The organism is Bacteroides sp. M10 (assembly GCF_014334015.1).
GTDB classification, from domain to species: Bacteria; Bacteroidota; Bacteroidia; order Bacteroidales; family Bacteroidaceae; genus Bacteroides; species Bacteroides intestinigallinarum.
In genome coordinates this window covers 2,272,242-2,290,962 of sequence record NZ_CP060488.1, presented here as the reverse complement: position 1 = coordinate 2,290,962, position 18,721 = coordinate 2,272,242, and the positions used below count along the sequence as shown (strand labels likewise).

Genomic DNA, 18,721 nt, shown 5'->3' with positions numbered 1-18,721 from the left:
CTATTAAATCACAATTTATTATCAATAAAAATAGTTATAATATGACTAGTAGAATATGTAAACTATTAATGTTAACCGGTTTAATACTGCTATACGCAGGAAATACCACAAAAGGATTTGCTCAAACTGGTGTCACACAACAATCCCGAACAGAGAAAACTGTAAAAGGCACTGTGAAGGATGAGCAAGGTGAACCGTTGATTGGCGTGAGCGTTGCCATAAAAGGCACAACCAATGGCACAATCACGGATGCAGATGGAAAATTTTCCATCAGTTGCAACGGTGATGATATGTTAGTAATCTCGTATGTAGGTTTTAATACCATTGAGAGAAAAGCTGGAAACGCATCATTGCTTGCTCTTGTTATGAAAGAAGACTCGAAATTATTGGATGAAGTTATCGTTATCGGTTATGGTACTACTACCCGTAAACATGTGATAGGGGCAGTCGATCAGGTAAAAGATAAACTTATTAAAGATCGTCCGGTGGCCAATCTTACTCAGGCATTGCAAGGAGCATCACCGAGTCTCACTATCCAGCAACGTAGTATGAATCCGAATGACAACACGATGAATATTAATATTCGAGGTGTCAGTTCTATGAATAACAACGATCCTCTGATTGTTATAGACGGAATGATTGCCGACGATGTTAAAGCAATGAATATGCTTAACCCTAGTGATATAGAAAATGTTTCTATATTGAAAGATGCCGGTACAGCCGCCATTTATGGATCACGTTCATCCAATGGAGTCATACTGATTACCACAAAGAAAGGTCATTTGGATATGAAACCACAGGTATCTTTCAGCGCCTCCGTCGGATCACAAAATCCAGATATCTTATTGAAGCCGCTACCGGGTTATCAAAACGCATTGTTGCGCAATGACTCGTATGTAAACGCAGGAAAAGATCCTATTTATACTGCAGAGGAAATACATCAGTTTGCCAAAGGAGACAGTGAGTGGGGATATAAAGCGATACTGAAGAATGCTCTGCAACAAAGTTATAATTTAGGCGTACAAGGAGGCTCCAAATCTACCTCTTACAATATTTCTTTCGGATATTACGATCAGGAAAGTAATTATAAGGGACAGGACTTTGGTGTTAAGAGATACAATTTCAGAAGTAATATCGTAACTGACATTAAACGTTTGAAACTGACTGCATTATTGGCATACGACAGACAAGAAGGACGTTCGGACAGAGGTGGCTTGTGGTTGTCAGATGTAATGCGTGTACCAACATACAATACGTATGACATATATCCCGATGCAGATGGAAAATATTACAATACAGACATAACCACTGGAGGTAATTTCCTTGCCACCTTATATCATGGCGGTCTTACAACAAACAATGATGACCATTTTCAAGGGGTTGTATCCGGGGAACTAAACATTTGGAAAGGATTGAAAGCGAAAGCAGTATTAGGCTATGACCTAAGGTCGGAACACCGCCTTATAAAAAGACGTTATCACCCGGTATATGATTATATCGACAGGGATAAAATAACGAATGAGAGTGATAAGAAAGATTATAGTATTGAGGACTATAACGGAAAAATAACAATGTTGAATACCCAGTTCCTACTAGAATATAACCGTACTTTCAACAAAGTACATAATGTTACGGGGGTATTTGGATATACAACAGAGTCATTCCGCAGAGAAGCTAATGAGATAAAAAGAAAATATGTCGATCCTGATCTCTATACAGATACAGATGACACCGAAATAGATCCCGGCAGCTACAACACACCTGGTGGAACAGTAGAACGTGCTCTTCATTCGTGGTTAGGTCGTTTGGGCTATTCATATATGGACAAATACTATGTTGAAGTGAGTGGCCGTTACGACGGTTCATCATTGTTGGCAAAAGGACATCGATGGGCATTCTTCCCATCAGCGACTCTTGGATGGCGAATCTCAGAAGAAGAAATTTTCTCTTTCTGGAAAGAAAAAGTAGGCGACCTGAAAATTAGAAGTTCGTATGGTTTGTTGGGAACGCAGTCTGTGCCAGACTATCAGTATTTTACCACATACGATATTTACAAAAATCAATATGGATTTAATAAAACTCCGGTAACAGGTACAGGATATACCTTTGGCAATGAATCATTGTCATGGGAAAAGACAAAGACATTCAACATCGGTTTTGATGCTACTTTGCTGAAAAACACGTTGAGTCTATCTTTCGACTACTTTAATAAATACACTACCGATATTTTATTAGTTCCACAAACTCCGAGTACTTTAGGAGGAGCTGTGCCCTATAAAAATATTGGAGAAATGAGAAACAGCGGATGGGAATTGTCTATCAACTATCGTCTGAATCATTCCGACTTTACTCATAACTTCGGATTCAATATAGGCGACTCTTTTAATAAAGTAATCAAATATGGCAAACAGGATATTTTTCAAGTCGACGGAATAGAACGTATTGTTCGCGAAGGCGTTCCTCTGCATAGTTATTACGGATTTAAAACAGATGGCCTATATCAAAACGAAGAAGAAATACGGAATTCAGCAGTGTTTATTGGAGCAAACTTGTCACCCGGAGACGTGAAGTATGTAGATCGCAACGGAGATGGAGTTATAGATGACAACGACCGTTATATCTTGGGCAATGCTTTCCCTCGCTATATATTTGGATTCAACTATTTACTCAACTGGAAAGGGATTGATTTCAATATGCTGTGGCAAGGTGTAGGCAAACGCGATATGGCATTACGTGGCGAAATGGTTGAGCCATTTCATGGAAGTTATTATTTTGTCATGTTCGAACACCAGTTGGATTATTGGAGTCCGAGCAACACAGATGCCAAATATCCACGGCTGATAAATGATTATGCAACATCCTCGTATGCGAACAATTACCAGCATTCATCCGACAGAAACATTTATAATGCAGCATATCTGCGATTGAAAAACTTACAAATTGGTTATACTATTCCGGAAACTATAACAAGGAAAATAGGTATGAGCAAAGTACGGGTATATGCAACCGGACAGAATTTATTAACAATCACAAAAAATAAATTTATCGATCCGGAGTCTTCTGAATTTGGTAACAGCATGAATGCCGGTGGTGCAAACAGTGGACGTAACTATCCTACATTGAAATATTATGGTGGTGGTATTGAGATCGTATTTTAAATACAATAATCAGATATAGTATAATATATGAAAACAACAATAATTAAATATTTTTCATGGTGTCTGTTTATTTGCATATTTTCATCCGGCTGCGTCGATCTGGATGTATCCCCTACAAATAAATTTACTGACGAAAACTATTGGACATCAGAAGAAAAAGCAGCTTCGCTTTTGCATATGGCATATCGCCAGATGAATAGTACGGAATGGGTATTCCGTGACGAACGATTGAGTGACAACCTCTATAACGGATACGGTGGTGATGATATCAAAACAATCAGTAACGGACAGGCTACATCCTCGACAGGTCTTTTCGATAAAGTTTGGGGTGAGATATATGGTGGGATAAAAACAACCCATACACTTTTAGCCAATATCGATAGAGTAGAAATGGATGAAAATCTCAAAAACAGGATGAAAGCTGAAGCCCGCTTTATTCGTGCTTTCCTCTATTTCCAATTGACAAATTGGTATGGAGATGTACCATTCTTTACGCAGGATATTGACGAACAAACTGCAAGAACCATTGGACGAACCAAACAAGCTACCATCGTAGAATGGATACATCAGGAGTTGGAAGAGATAGCAGAAATACTGCCGACCAAAGAACGGTATGCAAGAGCCGATAGAGGACGGATTACATGCGGAGCGGCAGTAGCTTTTAACGCCCGTGTAGCCTTAAATTTCAACGATTGGGAGAGAGTGAAAAAGTATACAGAAAAGTTGATTGACAAAGCTGACTATGGAAGATATTCACTTCACTCCAATTATCAGGAAATATTTTATAAAGCAAATGAATATAATAACGAAATAATTCTGGATATCCAGTATGTGCCTAAAGTACGTACATGGAGTGATATATCCACATATGTTCCATTCAATCTGGAATCGGTGCAATACATAGTCGCAAGTCCTGCTCAAAGCCTTATAGACACCTATCTCATGAGAGATGGAAGTAAATGGGATGAAGCAAAAAGTGCTTATGAAAACCGTGATCCGCGTATGGATATGACAATCGTTCGTCATGGCAGTATAGTGCAAAAAAGAGACGGTTCTTCCTATACAGTAAATGTAAATCCCAACGGTGCATCAAAAGAGAATAAAGACAAGATTGGTCATGCCAGTGGTTCGCAAACCGGATATTTCTATAGGAAGTATTATGATCCGAGTCCAAGTGCGTGGACAGTAGGTACTTCATGGAGTTGCAACATCAATTTTGTAACACTGCGCTATGCCGATGTTTTGCTGATGTACGCAGAAGCTATGTACGAATTGGAGAAAATGACTCCCGAAATTTGGGAGCAAACAATAACACAGCTCCGCCGCCGTGCCGGATTCAATGAAACACCTGCGGCAATGGACTATCCAACAAGTGGAGATATTCGGCAAATTATCAGGGACGAACGACGTGTAGAATTGGCACTGGAAGGAACGCGTATTTATGATATACGCCGTTGGAAAATTGCAGAAGATGTTCTGAATGAACCATTCAGAGGAGCCAAATTTAAGTTGAGTGGCGGTGATTTGACATACTTCTCATACCATGAAAACTCATTCAACAGGGATCGGGATTATCTATGGGCTGTGCCGAGGCAACAATTTACGATCAACCCCAATCTGGGCCAAAACCCCGGATATTAATCATGACGCTTATTTTTAATCATTTAATATATAAAAAGATGAAAAACAAAATATTATTTACGTCCATAACATTCCTGACATTAGCATTAGGAGTATTTACAAGTTGTGAGAAAGTGAAAGAATTTGAGAGTGTATCTGTCACTTCAGTTCCTAAATTATACGAACCGGTTGAAGATCGATATGCAGTAATAGAAGATGTATCAAACCTGTACTTTGAATGGGAGAAAGCCCAAGCGGAAGATAACAGCGTGGTGTATTACGATATATTATTCGATAAACTCGACGGGGACTTTTCTAACCCTATATATATTTATCAGGCAGACGGCAATGGTTTGAATACCGGAGCTACCATTACGCAAAAAGGCTTGAATAGAATAGCCCGGCTTGCCGGTGCAAAGGCTGAAGAAGAAGCAGTTGTAAAGTGGACCGTGCGCTCAAACAGGGGAATGAACTTCGCTTTGGCTCAAGAATCGAGAACAATAACCTTACTCCGTATGGCAGGTCTCGAAGATTTGGACGATGGAGAAAGATTGTACATTGGTGGAGCAGGTTCGGAACAAGGACAACGTGTGAAGATGATAGAAGCTGAATCGGGCACTTATTACGAAATATATACCAAACTGGAGGCCGGCGAACCATTCTATTTCTACACCAGATTACAAGCCAACTCTGACAGAATCATATCAATAAAAGAAGATGGAGAATCTCTTGAAGAAACTGCCGGAGGCGAAGCGCTTACTTATGCAGTAGATAAAGCAGGTGTCTATCGTATTAAACTTGATTTCAAGAACAAGAAGATTTCTTTCGAAGAGATTAATAGGGTTGCCATACGTAATTCATGGACAAATGTGCGCGGTATTTTCAATTATACCGAGAAAGGTGTTTGGGAACTCATGAACTATAATGTGCAACTACAAAAGACAGACTGGGGCTTTGACGAACGTTATAAGATTGAATTTACCGTAGATGGCAAACAAGAAGACTGGGGACAAATTAAAGACAAGTTCTTTGATAACAGACCTAGCATAGATAGAGCCGGATACCGTGATATGGCTCCTACCGATAACGGTCAGTGGAATGGTAGTCAATTCAAATTCCCGGAAGAACTCTGTGACAGAAATAATCTCAGCAAATATTTTACAGATGTTACGATATCTATGACTGCAGAGAAAAATTACACTCATGACTTTACTAATATAAATACAGGTGACTAAACCATACGTAGTCTGTTTCTCGTAAGGGAAACAGACTGCTAAAAAACAGAAGTAATTATGAAAAATATATTATTCGGGATTTTCCTTACATTTTCATGTTCTCTGATGTCGTGTGGCTCATACGACGATGAATATATAGAAGTAAACCAGTTTCCTAAGTACTCATGGACAGCAGCAGCCGACAGCGCTTCAACGACTTTTGTAAACAGGTATTGGAACACATCTGTAGGCTGTTTCAACAATACATTCGACGGACAAATAGCACAAAACGACTATTGGCCCGAAGCTCATGGTCTGGATGTGGTAGTGGATGCTTACCTGCGTACCCATGATGAAAAGTATAAAAAAGTAATCTGGGATTTTTATGATGGAGTAAAAAATAAAAATGGAGGCAAATGGAGACACGATTTTTATGACGATATGGGTTGGCATGCAATGGCTCATCTACGTGCATACTATGCAACCAATGATGACCGGTTCTTAAAATCATCTCACGATCTGTGGACATGGATCACCGAAGGTTGGAATGATTACGACGGCGGAGGTATCCAATGGAAAGTAGGAACTGATGCTGAAAGTATGGGGAAAGGTATACCATCAAACGGACCTGCAGCTATTATTGCAGCCAGATTTGCACAAAAATACCCAGATGAGACCATAAACGGATTCACTAATCTACAATGGTCACTACGGATATACGAATGGATGAAATATCACCGTACCGTATTGTCTACAGGCCGGATATTTGAAAATTATGACACTACAAATGGAGATTATTCGTATGATGTAGGAACATTTATGGGAGCAGCTATCGAGTTATATAATATAACCAAAGAGAAAGTATATTTTAACGATGCAGTGAAAGTAGCCCGTTATCATATAGCAAACAATGTAAATACCGCCTATAAGGTTATGAGGGATTATGGCGAACAAACCGGTGATGGCGGCGGACACGACTGCAACCTCTTCAAAGGTATATTTGTACGCTACTTTACCATACTTATACAGCATCCGGATCTTTCAGACGGTGACAGAATGCGTTTTGTTGCTTTCCTGAAGAATAATGCAAATTACTTATGGACTCTTGGAACCGAAAAACCGGATATCAAAATGAGTCCTACGTGGTGGCAAATGCCAAAAGGTGATACATCATGGGGCGATTTACGTTCCGCCATTAGCGGTACAACAACTATAGAAGCTATGGCTTTATTAGAGAAAAATGGATTTGTAGATTAAGTAAAATCTATAACAAATAAACTACCCATCTATTTATTACCCTGCAATCTTGGCTAATTGCAGGGTAATAGCACCTCCTGTTATATCCAATCATAAATAATATCAGATGAAACAACATATTAATTTTAAGTCCTTACTCACTTTAGCAATAATAAGTCTGTTGGGAATCAGTTTTATTGCTTGTAACGACAAAGATGAAATAGAAGACGAGCAACTCATTGCTGTTAAGAGTCTTAACGTCCCTGTCAATGATGAATACATTGTATTACAATCTGTTACAGATCTATTATTCGAATGGTCAAAAAGCGAAACTAAAGATGTTAATTATACGATTCTATTCGATAAAGAAAATGGCAATTTTTCAGCTCCTGTATATAAGGCTTCGTCGGATCATGCAGGGGTTAATACCAATATCAGAATAACACAAAAAAAACTTAAAGATATTGCAGTCGCTGCCGGAGGCATTGCCGGAGATAACATTAAACTAAAATGGGCTATACAGACTACTAAAGGTCCAAATTCTATTTTATCTGAAGAATATCGAAGTATCACTTTCGTCCTGCCAGTTGATTTAGGAAGCATCATCAAAGATGGAGAGAAATTATACATCACCGGCGAGGGAGCAGAAGATGGCCAGGAAGTGAAAAAAGTTGAATACAATGGTTCCACCATTTATGAAATATATACGAAACTGGAAGCTAACAAGCCCTATTCTTTTTATTCACAATTAGGTGAACAAAAAAGAACATTCAATCTGAAAGAAGATGGGATAACATTGAACGAAACTACCGGACAGCAATTTACTGGAACAACCGTAACACAGACAGGCACTTATCGTATCCGTTTGAACTTTGGTACATACCAGGCTACCATAGAGAAAATAAATAAGGTGGCAATCCGTTTTAGCTGGACAGGGCGGGAAAACGAGTTTAATTATACAGCAAATGGATGTTGGGAACTAAAAGAGTACAATGTGCAATTATTCGCTACCGACTGGGGCTTTGACGAACGATACAAAATAATCTTCACGATTAACGAACAGGAAGAAGCCTGGGGACAACTCGGACCAGAATTCGGAGAAAGGCCGGTCATTGACAGACCGGGCTACAGAGACATGGCTCCTACTGAAACCGGACAATGGAATGGGGCACAATTCAAATTTCCTGCTGAATTATGTGATGAAAATGACTTAAACAGGTATTATACCACTATTTTGATCTCTATGACAGCTGGGAAGAATTATACCCACGATTTTCTGGATATAACTTCTCATGGAAATTATACTGCCAAATACCAAAACCCTGTATTTACAGACTTCTCTTTACCCGACCCTGATGTGATAAGAGGGGATGATGGCTACTTTTATCTGTATGCAACGGAACACTCAATGACAGATATTAATATGAAAAATGCACCAATTATGAAGTCGCGAGACCTTATTAACTGGACAAAAGCAGGCTCAATCTTCACAGATGAAACCCATCCTCAAATAACAGGAGTGAATGATGCCGGTATTTGGGCACCTACCGTAAGCAAGGTGAATGATAAGTATATAATATACTACTCACAGCCTGCACCCGAATGGAAACATGCCATCGGCATTGCCACTTCATCTTCACCCACCGGGCCTTTTACCGATCATGGAAAACTAATAGACAGTAACGAGCAAGGAGTTGACATTTCCATTGATGCATTTCTTTATCAGGAAGATGGTCGTAACTACCTGTTCTGGGGCAGTTTCCGTGAGATTAGCGTGATAGAACTGACTGCCGACGGAATGTCTATCAAGAAAGGAGCAGTAAGAAAGAAAGTTGCCGGAGGTCAATACGAAGCCGCCTATGTCATCAAGAGAGACGGAGTATACAATCTGATATTATCTACCGGCCAATATCAAAAAGGCGGTACATATAGTTTAGTTGTCGGACAGTCGAATAACATCATGGGCCCATATACTAATAAAAAAGGGGAAGATATGAACGATGTCAAGCATGAGTTGATGTTAAAAGGCAATAATCGGTTCTCTTCAACCGGGCATTGTTCGCGCATTATCACAGACGATATAGGTCAGGACTGGATCCTGTATCATGGATATGTTGACGAACTCGATTATCGTTGCTTGATGCTTGATAGAGTAAATTGGATAAATGGATGGCCAGTTGTAAATAATACATACCCTACTTACACAGGATATAATGCTCCTGTATTCAGATGAAAAATGATTAAATAAAAGATATATGTTTGGAAAAATTAAAACGACTATCATCCTCGCCTTTCTAATCATTACCGCAGGATGTTCAGTTCAGAAGGGTAAGAACAAACGTTTGACCGATTATGTCAATCCATTTATAGGGACCACCACCTTGTGGGACAGTATCGATTTAGGCTACAATCCTACCCGCAGGGCATGGGGAGGGGAGACTTTTCCGGGTGCATCCTTACCTAACTCTATGGTACAAGTCACTCCCGTCACCATGTGGAGAAGCGGTTCGGGCTATCAGTATGAAGATACTATTATCCATGCTTTTGTTCATACCAGCAAAGGGCATTGGAATCTCTGTTATGTTCCATTTATAGCAGTAAGCGGGAATGTTGATCCAAAATCTTATTATACGGGATATAGTCACGATAACGAATCGGCAAGTCCCGGATATTATCAAGTCTATCTCAAAAAATATGATATTAATGCAGAAGTGACTTCATCATTACGATGTGGTTATCACAAATATACTTATAAAAACGGGAAAGAGAAAAAACTATTGGCCGACCTCTCCCATTCTAATGAGTATATAAGAGGCTGGAATATAGAGAAGTCGGGCGATAACGTATTCAGCGGCTATCAACAAACAGGTCCTACTTTCTATTTCTATGCGGTTACTAATCATAAGATCAAGGATATAGAATCATTGAAAGATGGAGATGCGGAAGTTCGTATCGTAAACTTTATCGACAATGAAAACATAGACAATCCTCTCGAAATGAAGGTCGGCTTCTCTTATGTTAGTGTTGAAAATGCAAAGAAAAACCTGGAGGCAGAGATACTCAATAAAGATTTCGAGCAAGTAAGAAATGAGGCAAGCGACACATGGGAAGGATTGTTATCTAAAATTCAGGTGTCAGGCGGTACGGAGGAGCAAAAAGAAACCTTTTATTCTGCTCTTTACAAAGCATTTTTATGGCCCATATTATTGAGCGATGTAAATGGAGAATATGTTAATGCCAAAGGCGAGGTGGTAAACAAAGGATTTCGTTACTACAGTGAACCTTCTTTTTGGGATGATTATCGCAATAAGTTGATTTTGCTGGGTATGGTCTCTCCTGATGTCACGGCGGATGTCATAAAGTCTATTACCGATTATGGAGAAATTAAAGGATTTATGCCAAGATTTTTCCATGGAGATCATGCGTCTGCCTTTGTTACAGGGAGTTATTTAAGAGGCATCCGTGATTTTGACGTGCAGAAAGCATATAAAATACTATTAAACAATGCTTTTGCTGAGGGCGAAGGTAGCAGACCTCATATTAAAGAGTATATGGAACGAGGATGGATATCCGAAATGGATATTAAAGATCCGAAATTGGAAACAGTAGCAAAAGCAGCTGTGACCAAAACACAGGAATATGCATACGATGATTATGCCACTGCCTTGCTGGCAAAAGAATTGGGCGATATGCAAAATTATGAAAGGTTAATGAAGAGAACAGATAGCTATAAACATTTATTCGATTCTACCACACAGCAGATGCGTCCCCGGTTGGAAAATGGAGAATGGGTTACTCCATTCGACCCTAAAAGACCATTCTATGAATATATGTATCGTGAAGCTAATGGATGGCAATCCACATTCTTTGCTCTCCACGATCCTCAAGGTCTCATCAATTTATTCCCCAGTAGAGAAGCATTTGAAACGAAATTAGACTCATTATTCATGATCCCATGGGAGGGATATGAAGCACATAATCTGACTACTTTTATCGGTCAATATTGTCATGGGAACCAACCTGGACATAGCATTCCTTATATGTACTATTTTGTAGACAAACAGGAAAAGTCACAGAAAATATTGAATAAGATATTAAACGATTATTACCGCATGGGACCCGAAAAATTAGCATATTGCGGCATGGATGACGCAGGAGAGATGTCTTCGTGGTATGTATTGAATGCCATAGGGTTATATACATATTCACCTGCTGACCCCAAGTATATTATCACTGTACCCTTATTCGACAAGACAATATTTAATTTGAATGGCAAAGATTTCACTATCAGCAAAAAAGGAAATGGAGAAAAGATAACAAACATAACTTATAACAACGAAAAAATTGAAAGTTACTTCATTACACATGATAAGTTGAAAGAAGGAAAAGAGCTGATAATTAGCGTAGAATGAATGGTAAATCATAAGAAACGGACGAATTTCAAAAGGATTAAGGTCTAAGATTTGGTGTTTTTTTGTCACTTTAACTAGGTTTATCAGAAATAAAAAATACCTTTGCGAAAGAATTAGAAGTTCATTGATTTAAGTAAAATAAACTAGAAGCCTTCAGGATACTATCTTGGAGGCTTTTGAATTGATTTGATATGAATAAACATCAACTTTGCTGCATCGGTCACATCACATTAGACAAAGTAGTCACTCCTCAAAACACTGTCTACATGCCGGGAGGAACAGCTTTTTATTGCTCACATGCCATCCGTCATTTTAATGATATCGATTATGCGCTGGTAACGGCAGTAGGTGCCACCGAGATGAAGGTTGTAGAGCAACTACGTGAAGTGGGTATTAACGTAACCGCCTTACCCAGCAAGCACTCCGTATACTTCGAAAATATCTATGGCGCCAATCCGGACGACCGTACCCAACGTGTATTAGCGAAAGCCGATCCGTTCACAGCCAGCCAACTCAAAGAAATAGATGCACAAATCTACCACCTCGGTTCTCTGCTGGCAGATGATTTTTCACTAGAAGTCATCAAAACACTATCCCAGAAAGGTTTGATTGCAGTAGATTCGCAAGGTTACCTACGCAAGGTTCGTGACACCCACGTTTATCCGGTGGACTGGACAGATAAGAGAGAAGCCTTGCAATATATTCATTTCCTCAAAGTCAACGAGCATGAGATGGAAGTGCTGACCGGGCTTTCCGATCCGCATGAAGCTGCCCGTCAATTATATAAATGGGGAGTAAAAGAAGTATTAGTCACCTTGGGAAGCATGGGCTCACTTATTTTCAACGGAAAAGAATTTTATCGCATCCCGGCCTATAAACCCAAAGAAGTGGTGGATGCAACAGGATGTGGAGACACTTATACCATCGGCTATCTATACCAACGGGTGTCAGGTGCCGGCATTGAAGAAGCAGGACGTTTTGCTGCAGCCATGTCGACTTTAAAAATAGAGAAATCCGGTCCTTTCAGCGGAGATAAGGAAGATGTCATTGAATGTATCAGGACTGCAGAACAGATGTTCTAAAGTCCTGATCTCTCATGTATCTACTTTCTAATCTTAAACACCGGTGCAATCGCGTTCACCCGTTTATCAGGCATATTTATAACAAGCCCCTGTTCAGAACGGGTGAACGGAACTTTCCCGTAGCCCAGTAATTCAACTTTACTGATCTTACCCGGATGCAACTCACTTTTTGCTGCCAATGATTTAATCGTGATTTGTTTCTCTTCCGGCCATGCCAATACGACAGCATATAAGCTTTTATCCGTTTGTGTAAATTGAATCTCTTTTGAAGTTGCCTTGTCATAAGCACCTTCATTAAACCCTTGCGCATTGATAGGGATAGCAGATTCCGCTATCGGACCTTCACCGAAGACTTTCCACGGACGAGTATCGATGATAGCTTCTTTATTGACAGTCATCCAGTCACCCAAATCATTCAGAATCACTTCTTCTTTTTCGTCAAACGTTCCATCTGCCCGTAAAGGGACGCTAAGCAATAAATTACCATTCTTGCTGACAATATCAACCAACAGCTTTACGACTGACGCAGCCGACTTATAACCATTATGCTCATAAATAGAGGTGTTGTAATGCCAACCTCCGATACATGAGCACGATTGCCAGGGCTCTTCAATAATCTTGTTGGGAGCACCACGCTCTACATCCCAAACCAAAGCCTTACGCTGCTGCTCATCCAGAATCTTACCAAACATCACAGCTTCCAGTTCCCCCTTATGAGTCGCCATATTATGATTATAGAAATGTGCGGCAATCTTCAACCCGGCATCACTGATAGGATAAAAAGGAAGTACGGTTACATCAAAATAAATCAGATCAGGATTATAGCGGTTTATTGCGTCCAACGTACGGTCATAAAAATTCGTACAATACTCCACTGTTGGCTGGCAAACTCCATTTCCCCATCCCCATTGTCTATGAATCATGCCATTACTCCAGCTACCTTCACTCATCGGATGATTCTGTGCATACAAATCTTGGGGATCATATCCTTCCCACCACTTACCTTTACCATCCTCTTTAGTGAGTTTTCCATCATAAGGAATACCTGCTTTCGCCCCCTCTCTATCATAACGCTGTGAAGGCTCATACCAGGTCCAGGCATGATCGGCATGGAAACTAATACCAAAAGGAAGCTCGTATTTACGCGCAGCCTTCTCCCATTCTGCAAGAATATCCCGCTTAGGTCCCATGTTCACCGAGTTCCACGGTTGGTACCGGCTATCCCAGAGATCCATATTGTCATGATGATTACCCAAAGCAAAGAAATATTGCGCCCCTATTTTCTTATATAATGCAACTAACTTATCAGGATCCCATTTCTCTGCTTTAAACAAAGGAATAATATCCTTGAAACCGACCTCGGATGGATGTCCATAGTGTTCCACATGATGTTTATAAGCTCCCGAACCTTCAAAATACATCTCACGCGCCATCCAGTCACCGGAACCTTCCACACACTGGGGTCCCCAATGAGCCCAAATACCAAACTTGGCATTTCTAAACCATTCGGGAACTTTGTAATTTTTCAGGGATTCCCAAGTCGGTTCAAATTTCCCTCTCATCATTTTCTCATTCTTTTCCGAAACCGGAACAGGATAATTTTGAGCTATTACTGTCTCTCCGCATAATAATAAAACAGAAATCAATAATAAGTGTGTTGTTTTCATGATATAACTATTTATAATTTCTCTATATTTGTGACGATACAAAAATAGAACAGCAAATTGAGATTTTCATTATCCAAACACGTCATCATATAGGATATTATCGATATTTGTATGTTAAAACAATTAATTCACTAAAGTTATGACACAATCCATCGACCAACTACATTTGTTGATATTAAACGTAGGACTAGCCATCCATAACGCAGATTGGAACTGGAAAAACGTCAGCAGTCCATTCACCAGACTGTACTATGTGACCGAAGGAACCGCACGTATCATCTTACCGTCAGGAGTACAGGAGTTACTCCCCAACCACCTCTACCTGATTCCGTCATTTACAACTCACAGTTATTCATGTGAGGCCCATTTCTCGCATTATTACCTCCATATATACGAAGACCATCAATCGGAAATGAGCATTCTGGAAGACTATAACTTTCCTGTGGAAATACCGGCAGGCGACTTGGAGCTTCCACTCATAAAAAGATTGTGCCAGATCAACCCGACCATGCACTTGCCGCAATCTGATCCGACAAGTTATGACAACAATCCGACATTGATTAAAAGTATCATCAAAAACAAACAACGAGACTTCTATGATAAGGTAGAGTCAAGGGGAATAGTTTATCAACTCATGGCACGTTTCCTGAAAAATGCCAAGCCTAAAATTGAAACAAATGACGACCGGATTCAAAAAGCCCTGTCTTATATCCGGAAGAATATTTATCAGAAAATAGAAATAGATTCGCTGGCAGAAATCTCCTGCCTGTCCAAAGACCATTTCATCCGGCTTTTCAAAAAAGAGGTAAACAACACTCCATTGCAGTATATCAACCAGAAGAGAATTGAAAAAGCACAGCTCATATTGATAACAGATAACATGTCGATTAAGAACATTGCTTATCTGCTAGGATATGAGGACCAGTCTTATTTCAACCGCTTATTCAAAAAATTGACAGGACTTACTCCACAACAATACAAAGATACATACAAGTCATAAAGCATAATTCTATCACCACACACTGATTCCGTATTAAATCAATGGAGGCTCTATTTATTTCAGCTTCCACTCTCCCCCTCTGCCTTTACTATTGTGTTAAAAACAAGCATTTCCCCTTTTTTCCTAAATCTTTTTTGAATTTCGTTTGTTCCCTTTGTTACTCTCGCCAAAAGACGGCAGAAAAAAGACTTCAACCTAAATAATAACAAATGGAAAAATTTAATGCAATGAGGACTAGACTTTTACAACATCTTCAGAAAAAAGCCATCAGGTCAAGGAGCATCATGACGCTTGTTTGCCTGCTACTGGCGTCTGCATCAGTCTTTGCACAGACAAAGACGGTGACAGGAACAGTGACGGATGCTGCCAATGAGCCATTGATCGGCGCATCGGTACTCGTACAAGGAACTTCCACCGGAACCATCACGGATATGGACGGTAAATATTCAATCTCTGTCACTCCGGAGGACGTGCTGGCATTTTCATACGTGGGAATGACTTCGCAAAGCGTCAAAGTGGGAACACAGAGTGTAATCAATGTCACTTTAAAAGAAGACTCGCAAGTGCTAGCCGAAACAGTCGTTATCGGATACGGTAGTGCAAAGAAAAGAGACTTGACAGGTTCTATCACCAATGTCAAAGGAGAAGAAATAGCCAACAAACCGGCTATGAATCCGCTGTCTTCCCTTCAGGGAAAGGTAGCAGGTGTACAGATTGTAAATTCCGGACGGGCCGGCTCTGATCCGGAAATCCGTATCCGCGGAACAAACTCCATCAACGGATATAAACCGCTTTACATTGTCGACGGACTATTCAACGACAACATCAATTTTCTGAATCCGGAAGACATCGAGTCTATGGAGATTCTGAAAGACCCGTCATCTTTGGCTATCTTCGGTGTTCGCGGTGCGAACGGTGTGATTATCATCACCACAAAGAAAGCCAAAGAGGGACAGACGCTGGTGAACATCAACACTTCTTTCGGTTTCAAGAAAGTGGTGGACAAGGTGAAAATGGTGAATGGTTCGCAATTCAAGGAACTATATAGCGAACAACTTGCCAACCAGGGAGACGCTCCGTTCGATTATACCGGTTGGGATGCCAATACAGACTGGCAAGACGAAATTTTCCAAACTGCTTTCATTACAAACAACAACATTAGCATTACAGGAGCTTCGCCCAAACATAGTTTCTATCTGGGTGTAGGCTACTCTTACGAACAAGGAAACATCGAGCATGAGAAATTCAGCAAGGTGACCATCAACGCCAGCAATGATTATAAGATTACAGACTTCTTGAAAGTCGGTTTTCAGTTTAACGGAGCACGTATGCTCCCTGCCGATTCCAAGCAGGTGCTGAATGCTCTTCGCGCCACTCCTATTGCTCCGGTATATAACGAAGAATATGGATTATATACCTCTCTGCCCGAATTCCAGAAAGCACAGATCAACAACCCGATGGTAGATATAGGCTTAAAAGCGAATACTACCAAAGCCGAGAATTATCGGGCATCGGGCAACATTTACGGTGAAGTGGACTTCCTGAAACATTTCAAATTCAAAGCAACGTTCTCAATGGATTATGCATCCAATAACGGACGTACCTACACACCGATCGTAAAAGTATATGATGCCGCAGTTAGCGGAAACGTCTCTACGTTGGGAACAGGAAAGACAGAAGTCAGCCAGTTCAAGGAAAATGAGACGAAAGTACAGAGCGACTATGTATTAACCTATACCAATAGTTTCGATAATGGCAATCATAACCTGACTGCAACCGCCGGTTTTACGACTTACTACAACTCTTTGAGCCGGTTGGACGGAGCACGTAAACAAGGTGTAGGACTGGTTATTCCCGACGATCCGGACAAATGGTTTGTCAGCATCGGTGATGCCGCCACAGCTACCAATGGAAGTACCCAATGGGAACGCAGTACGCTATCCGTGCTTGCACGTGTCATCTATAATTATAAAGGCAAATATCTGTTCAACGGTTCATTCCGCCGGGATGGTTCTTCCGCTTTCTCCTATACAGGCAATGAATGGCAAAACTTCTTCTCCCTGGGTGGAGGTTGGCTGATGTCTGAAGAAGAATTCATGAAAGATATCAAATGGCTTGACATGTTGAAAATCAAAGCATCCTATGGTACACTGGGAAACCAGAATCTGGATAAAGCCTATCCTGCCCAACCGCTATTGACCAATGCCTACTCGGCAGTCTTCGGAAAGCCGTCTATCATTTACCCGGGATACCAACTGGCCTATCTGCCCAACCCTAACCTCCGTTGGGAAAAAGTAGAAGCATGGGAAGCCGGATTCGAAACGAATGTTCTTCGTAACCGCTTGCATTTTGAAGGTGTTTATTACATGAAGAACACCAAAGACTTGCTGGCAGAAGTTCCCGGTATTTCTGGAACAATCCCCGGCATCGGTAACTTGGGACAGATTCAGAATAAAGGAGTAGAAATGGCAGTGACCTGGCGTGACCAGATCGGCGAATGGGGATATTCTGTCAGTGCTAACCTGACTACCATCAAGAATGAAGTGAAGAGCCTCGTTCAGGATGGATATTCCATCATTGCCGGAGATAAGCAACAAAGTTATACGATGGCGGGTTATCCTATCGGATATTTCTACGGATATAAGGTAGCAGGCGTTTATCAGTCACAAGCCGACATCGATGCATCTCCGGAAAACACACTGGCAACAGTTACCCCCGGTGACTTGAAATTTGCCGATGTCAACGGTGATGGCAAAATCACTCCGGAAGACCGTACCATGATAGGAAATCCGACTCCTAAAGTAACTTACGGTTTATCTCTCGGAGTAGATTACAAAAACTGGTCGTTAGGCATCGACATGATGGGACAAGGCGGAAACAAAATTTACCGCACATGGGACAATTACAACTTCGCCCAATTCAACTACTTGGAGCAACGCCTGGGCCGTTGGCACGGAGAGGGTACTTCCAACACGCAACCCTTGTTGAATACCAAACATTCCATCAATACGATGAACTCCGACTATTACATTGAAAACGGAAATTTCTTCCGCATCCGTAATATACAGTTGGCTTACGCATTCGACAAGAGCTTGCTTGCAAAGATACGTTTACAGGCACTCAAGGTTTATGTGAACATACAGAACCTGAAAACATGGAAACATAACACCGGATATACACCGGAATTGGGAGGTACTGCTACTGCATTCGGAGTAGACAACGGCAGCTATCCCGTACCGGCAGTCTATACTTTCGGAATCAACTTAACATTCTAGTGATAAGGTGTCACTGCCAGTTTTCCATGCGGGACACCACTTTAATCTTTAAAACTA

The 18,721-nt window shown here is 40.7% G+C and carries 10 protein-coding genes; 9 read left to right on the top strand and 1 reads right to left on the bottom strand.

Annotation, left to right across the window (positions count from 1 at the left end):
- The first annotated feature begins 41 nt into the window (after positions 1 to 41).
- The 7 genes from H8796_RS08220 to H8796_RS08190 all read left to right on the top strand — a co-directional run bounded on the left by H8796_RS08220 (position 42) and on the right by H8796_RS08190 (position 12,722).
- The gene (locus tag H8796_RS08220; RefSeq protein WP_117932209.1) at positions 42 to 3,158 is read left to right on the top strand and encodes a TonB-dependent receptor; all 3,117 of its coding nucleotides are present in this window, start codon (positions 42 to 44) and stop codon (positions 3,156 to 3,158) included.
- 27 nt (positions 3,159 to 3,185) lie between these two features.
- Positions 3,186 to 4,799, top strand: coding sequence for a RagB/SusD family nutrient uptake outer membrane protein (locus H8796_RS08215; RefSeq protein WP_117932211.1), 1,614 nt, complete (start codon positions 3,186 to 3,188; stop codon positions 4,797 to 4,799).
- Positions 4,800 to 4,837: 38 nt separating this feature from the next.
- A complete protein-coding gene (locus tag H8796_RS08210; RefSeq protein ID WP_158570817.1) occupies positions 4,838 to 6,013 on the top strand; it encodes a SusE domain-containing protein in 1,176 nt (391 codons plus the stop codon).
- A 57-nt stretch (positions 6,014 to 6,070) separates the two neighbouring features.
- Complete coding sequence (locus H8796_RS08205; protein ID WP_117932216.1) at positions 6,071 to 7,249, top strand: glycoside hydrolase family 76 protein; 1,179 nt, start codon at positions 6,071 to 6,073, stop codon at positions 7,247 to 7,249.
- Between the two features lie 106 nt (positions 7,250 to 7,355).
- The gene (locus tag H8796_RS08200) at positions 7,356 to 9,461 is read left to right on the top strand and encodes a family 43 glycosylhydrolase (protein ID WP_117932218.1); all 2,106 of its coding nucleotides are present in this window, start codon (positions 7,356 to 7,358) and stop codon (positions 9,459 to 9,461) included.
- A 22-nt stretch (positions 9,462 to 9,483) separates the two neighbouring features.
- On the top strand, positions 9,484 to 11,640 hold the full coding sequence (locus H8796_RS08195) for a GH92 family glycosyl hydrolase (RefSeq protein WP_117932220.1): 2,157 nt from the start codon (positions 9,484 to 9,486) through the stop codon (positions 11,638 to 11,640).
- A gap of 191 nt (positions 11,641 to 11,831) precedes the next feature.
- Entirely contained in the window at positions 11,832 to 12,722 is an 891-nt protein-coding gene (locus tag H8796_RS08190) for a PfkB family carbohydrate kinase (protein WP_117932222.1), read from the top strand.
- Positions 12,723 to 12,742: 20 nt separating this feature from the next.
- On the opposite strand, the gene H8796_RS08185 is transcribed toward H8796_RS08190, so the two are convergent.
- Complete coding sequence (locus H8796_RS08185; RefSeq protein WP_187343959.1) at positions 12,743 to 14,389, bottom strand: alpha-L-fucosidase; 1,647 nt, start codon at positions 14,387 to 14,389, stop codon at positions 12,743 to 12,745.
- Positions 14,390 to 14,528: 139 nt separating this feature from the next.
- Here H8796_RS08185 and H8796_RS08180 point away from each other — a divergent pair, with 139 nt between their 5' ends.
- Both H8796_RS08180 and H8796_RS08175 read left to right on the top strand, forming a co-directional pair.
- Positions 14,529 to 15,389, top strand: a complete 861-nt coding sequence (locus H8796_RS08180) for an AraC family transcriptional regulator (protein ID WP_117932225.1) — start codon at positions 14,529 to 14,531, stop codon at positions 15,387 to 15,389.
- A 209-nt stretch (positions 15,390 to 15,598) separates the two neighbouring features.
- The gene (locus tag H8796_RS08175) at positions 15,599 to 18,664 is read left to right on the top strand and encodes a TonB-dependent receptor (protein WP_117932227.1); all 3,066 of its coding nucleotides are present in this window, start codon (positions 15,599 to 15,601) and stop codon (positions 18,662 to 18,664) included.
- Positions 18,665 to 18,721 lie beyond the last annotated feature (57 nt).

Excerpts from the sequence above, each read along its gene's own strand:
- H8796_RS08190 (WP_117932222.1), top strand. The coding sequence starts at position 11,832 with ATGAATAAACATCAACTTTGCTGCATCGGTCACATCACATTAGACAAA.
- H8796_RS08195 (WP_117932220.1), top strand. The coding sequence starts at position 9,484 with ATGTTTGGAAAAATTAAAACGACTATCATCCTCGCCTTTCTAATCATT.
- H8796_RS08185 (WP_187343959.1), bottom strand. The coding sequence starts at position 14,389 with ATGAAAACAACACACTTATTATTGATTTCTGTTTTATTATTATGCGGA.
- H8796_RS08175 (WP_117932227.1), top strand. The coding sequence starts at position 15,599 with ATGGAAAAATTTAATGCAATGAGGACTAGACTTTTACAACATCTTCAG.
- H8796_RS08205 (WP_117932216.1), top strand. The coding sequence starts at position 6,071 with ATGAAAAATATATTATTCGGGATTTTCCTTACATTTTCATGTTCTCTG.
- H8796_RS08220 (WP_117932209.1), top strand. The coding sequence starts at position 42 with ATGACTAGTAGAATATGTAAACTATTAATGTTAACCGGTTTAATACTG.
- H8796_RS08200 (WP_117932218.1), top strand. The coding sequence starts at position 7,356 with ATGAAACAACATATTAATTTTAAGTCCTTACTCACTTTAGCAATAATA.
- H8796_RS08215 (WP_117932211.1), top strand. The coding sequence starts at position 3,186 with ATGAAAACAACAATAATTAAATATTTTTCATGGTGTCTGTTTATTTGC.
- H8796_RS08210 (WP_158570817.1), top strand. The coding sequence starts at position 4,838 with ATGAAAAACAAAATATTATTTACGTCCATAACATTCCTGACATTAGCA.
- H8796_RS08180 (WP_117932225.1), top strand. The coding sequence starts at position 14,529 with ATGACACAATCCATCGACCAACTACATTTGTTGATATTAAACGTAGGA.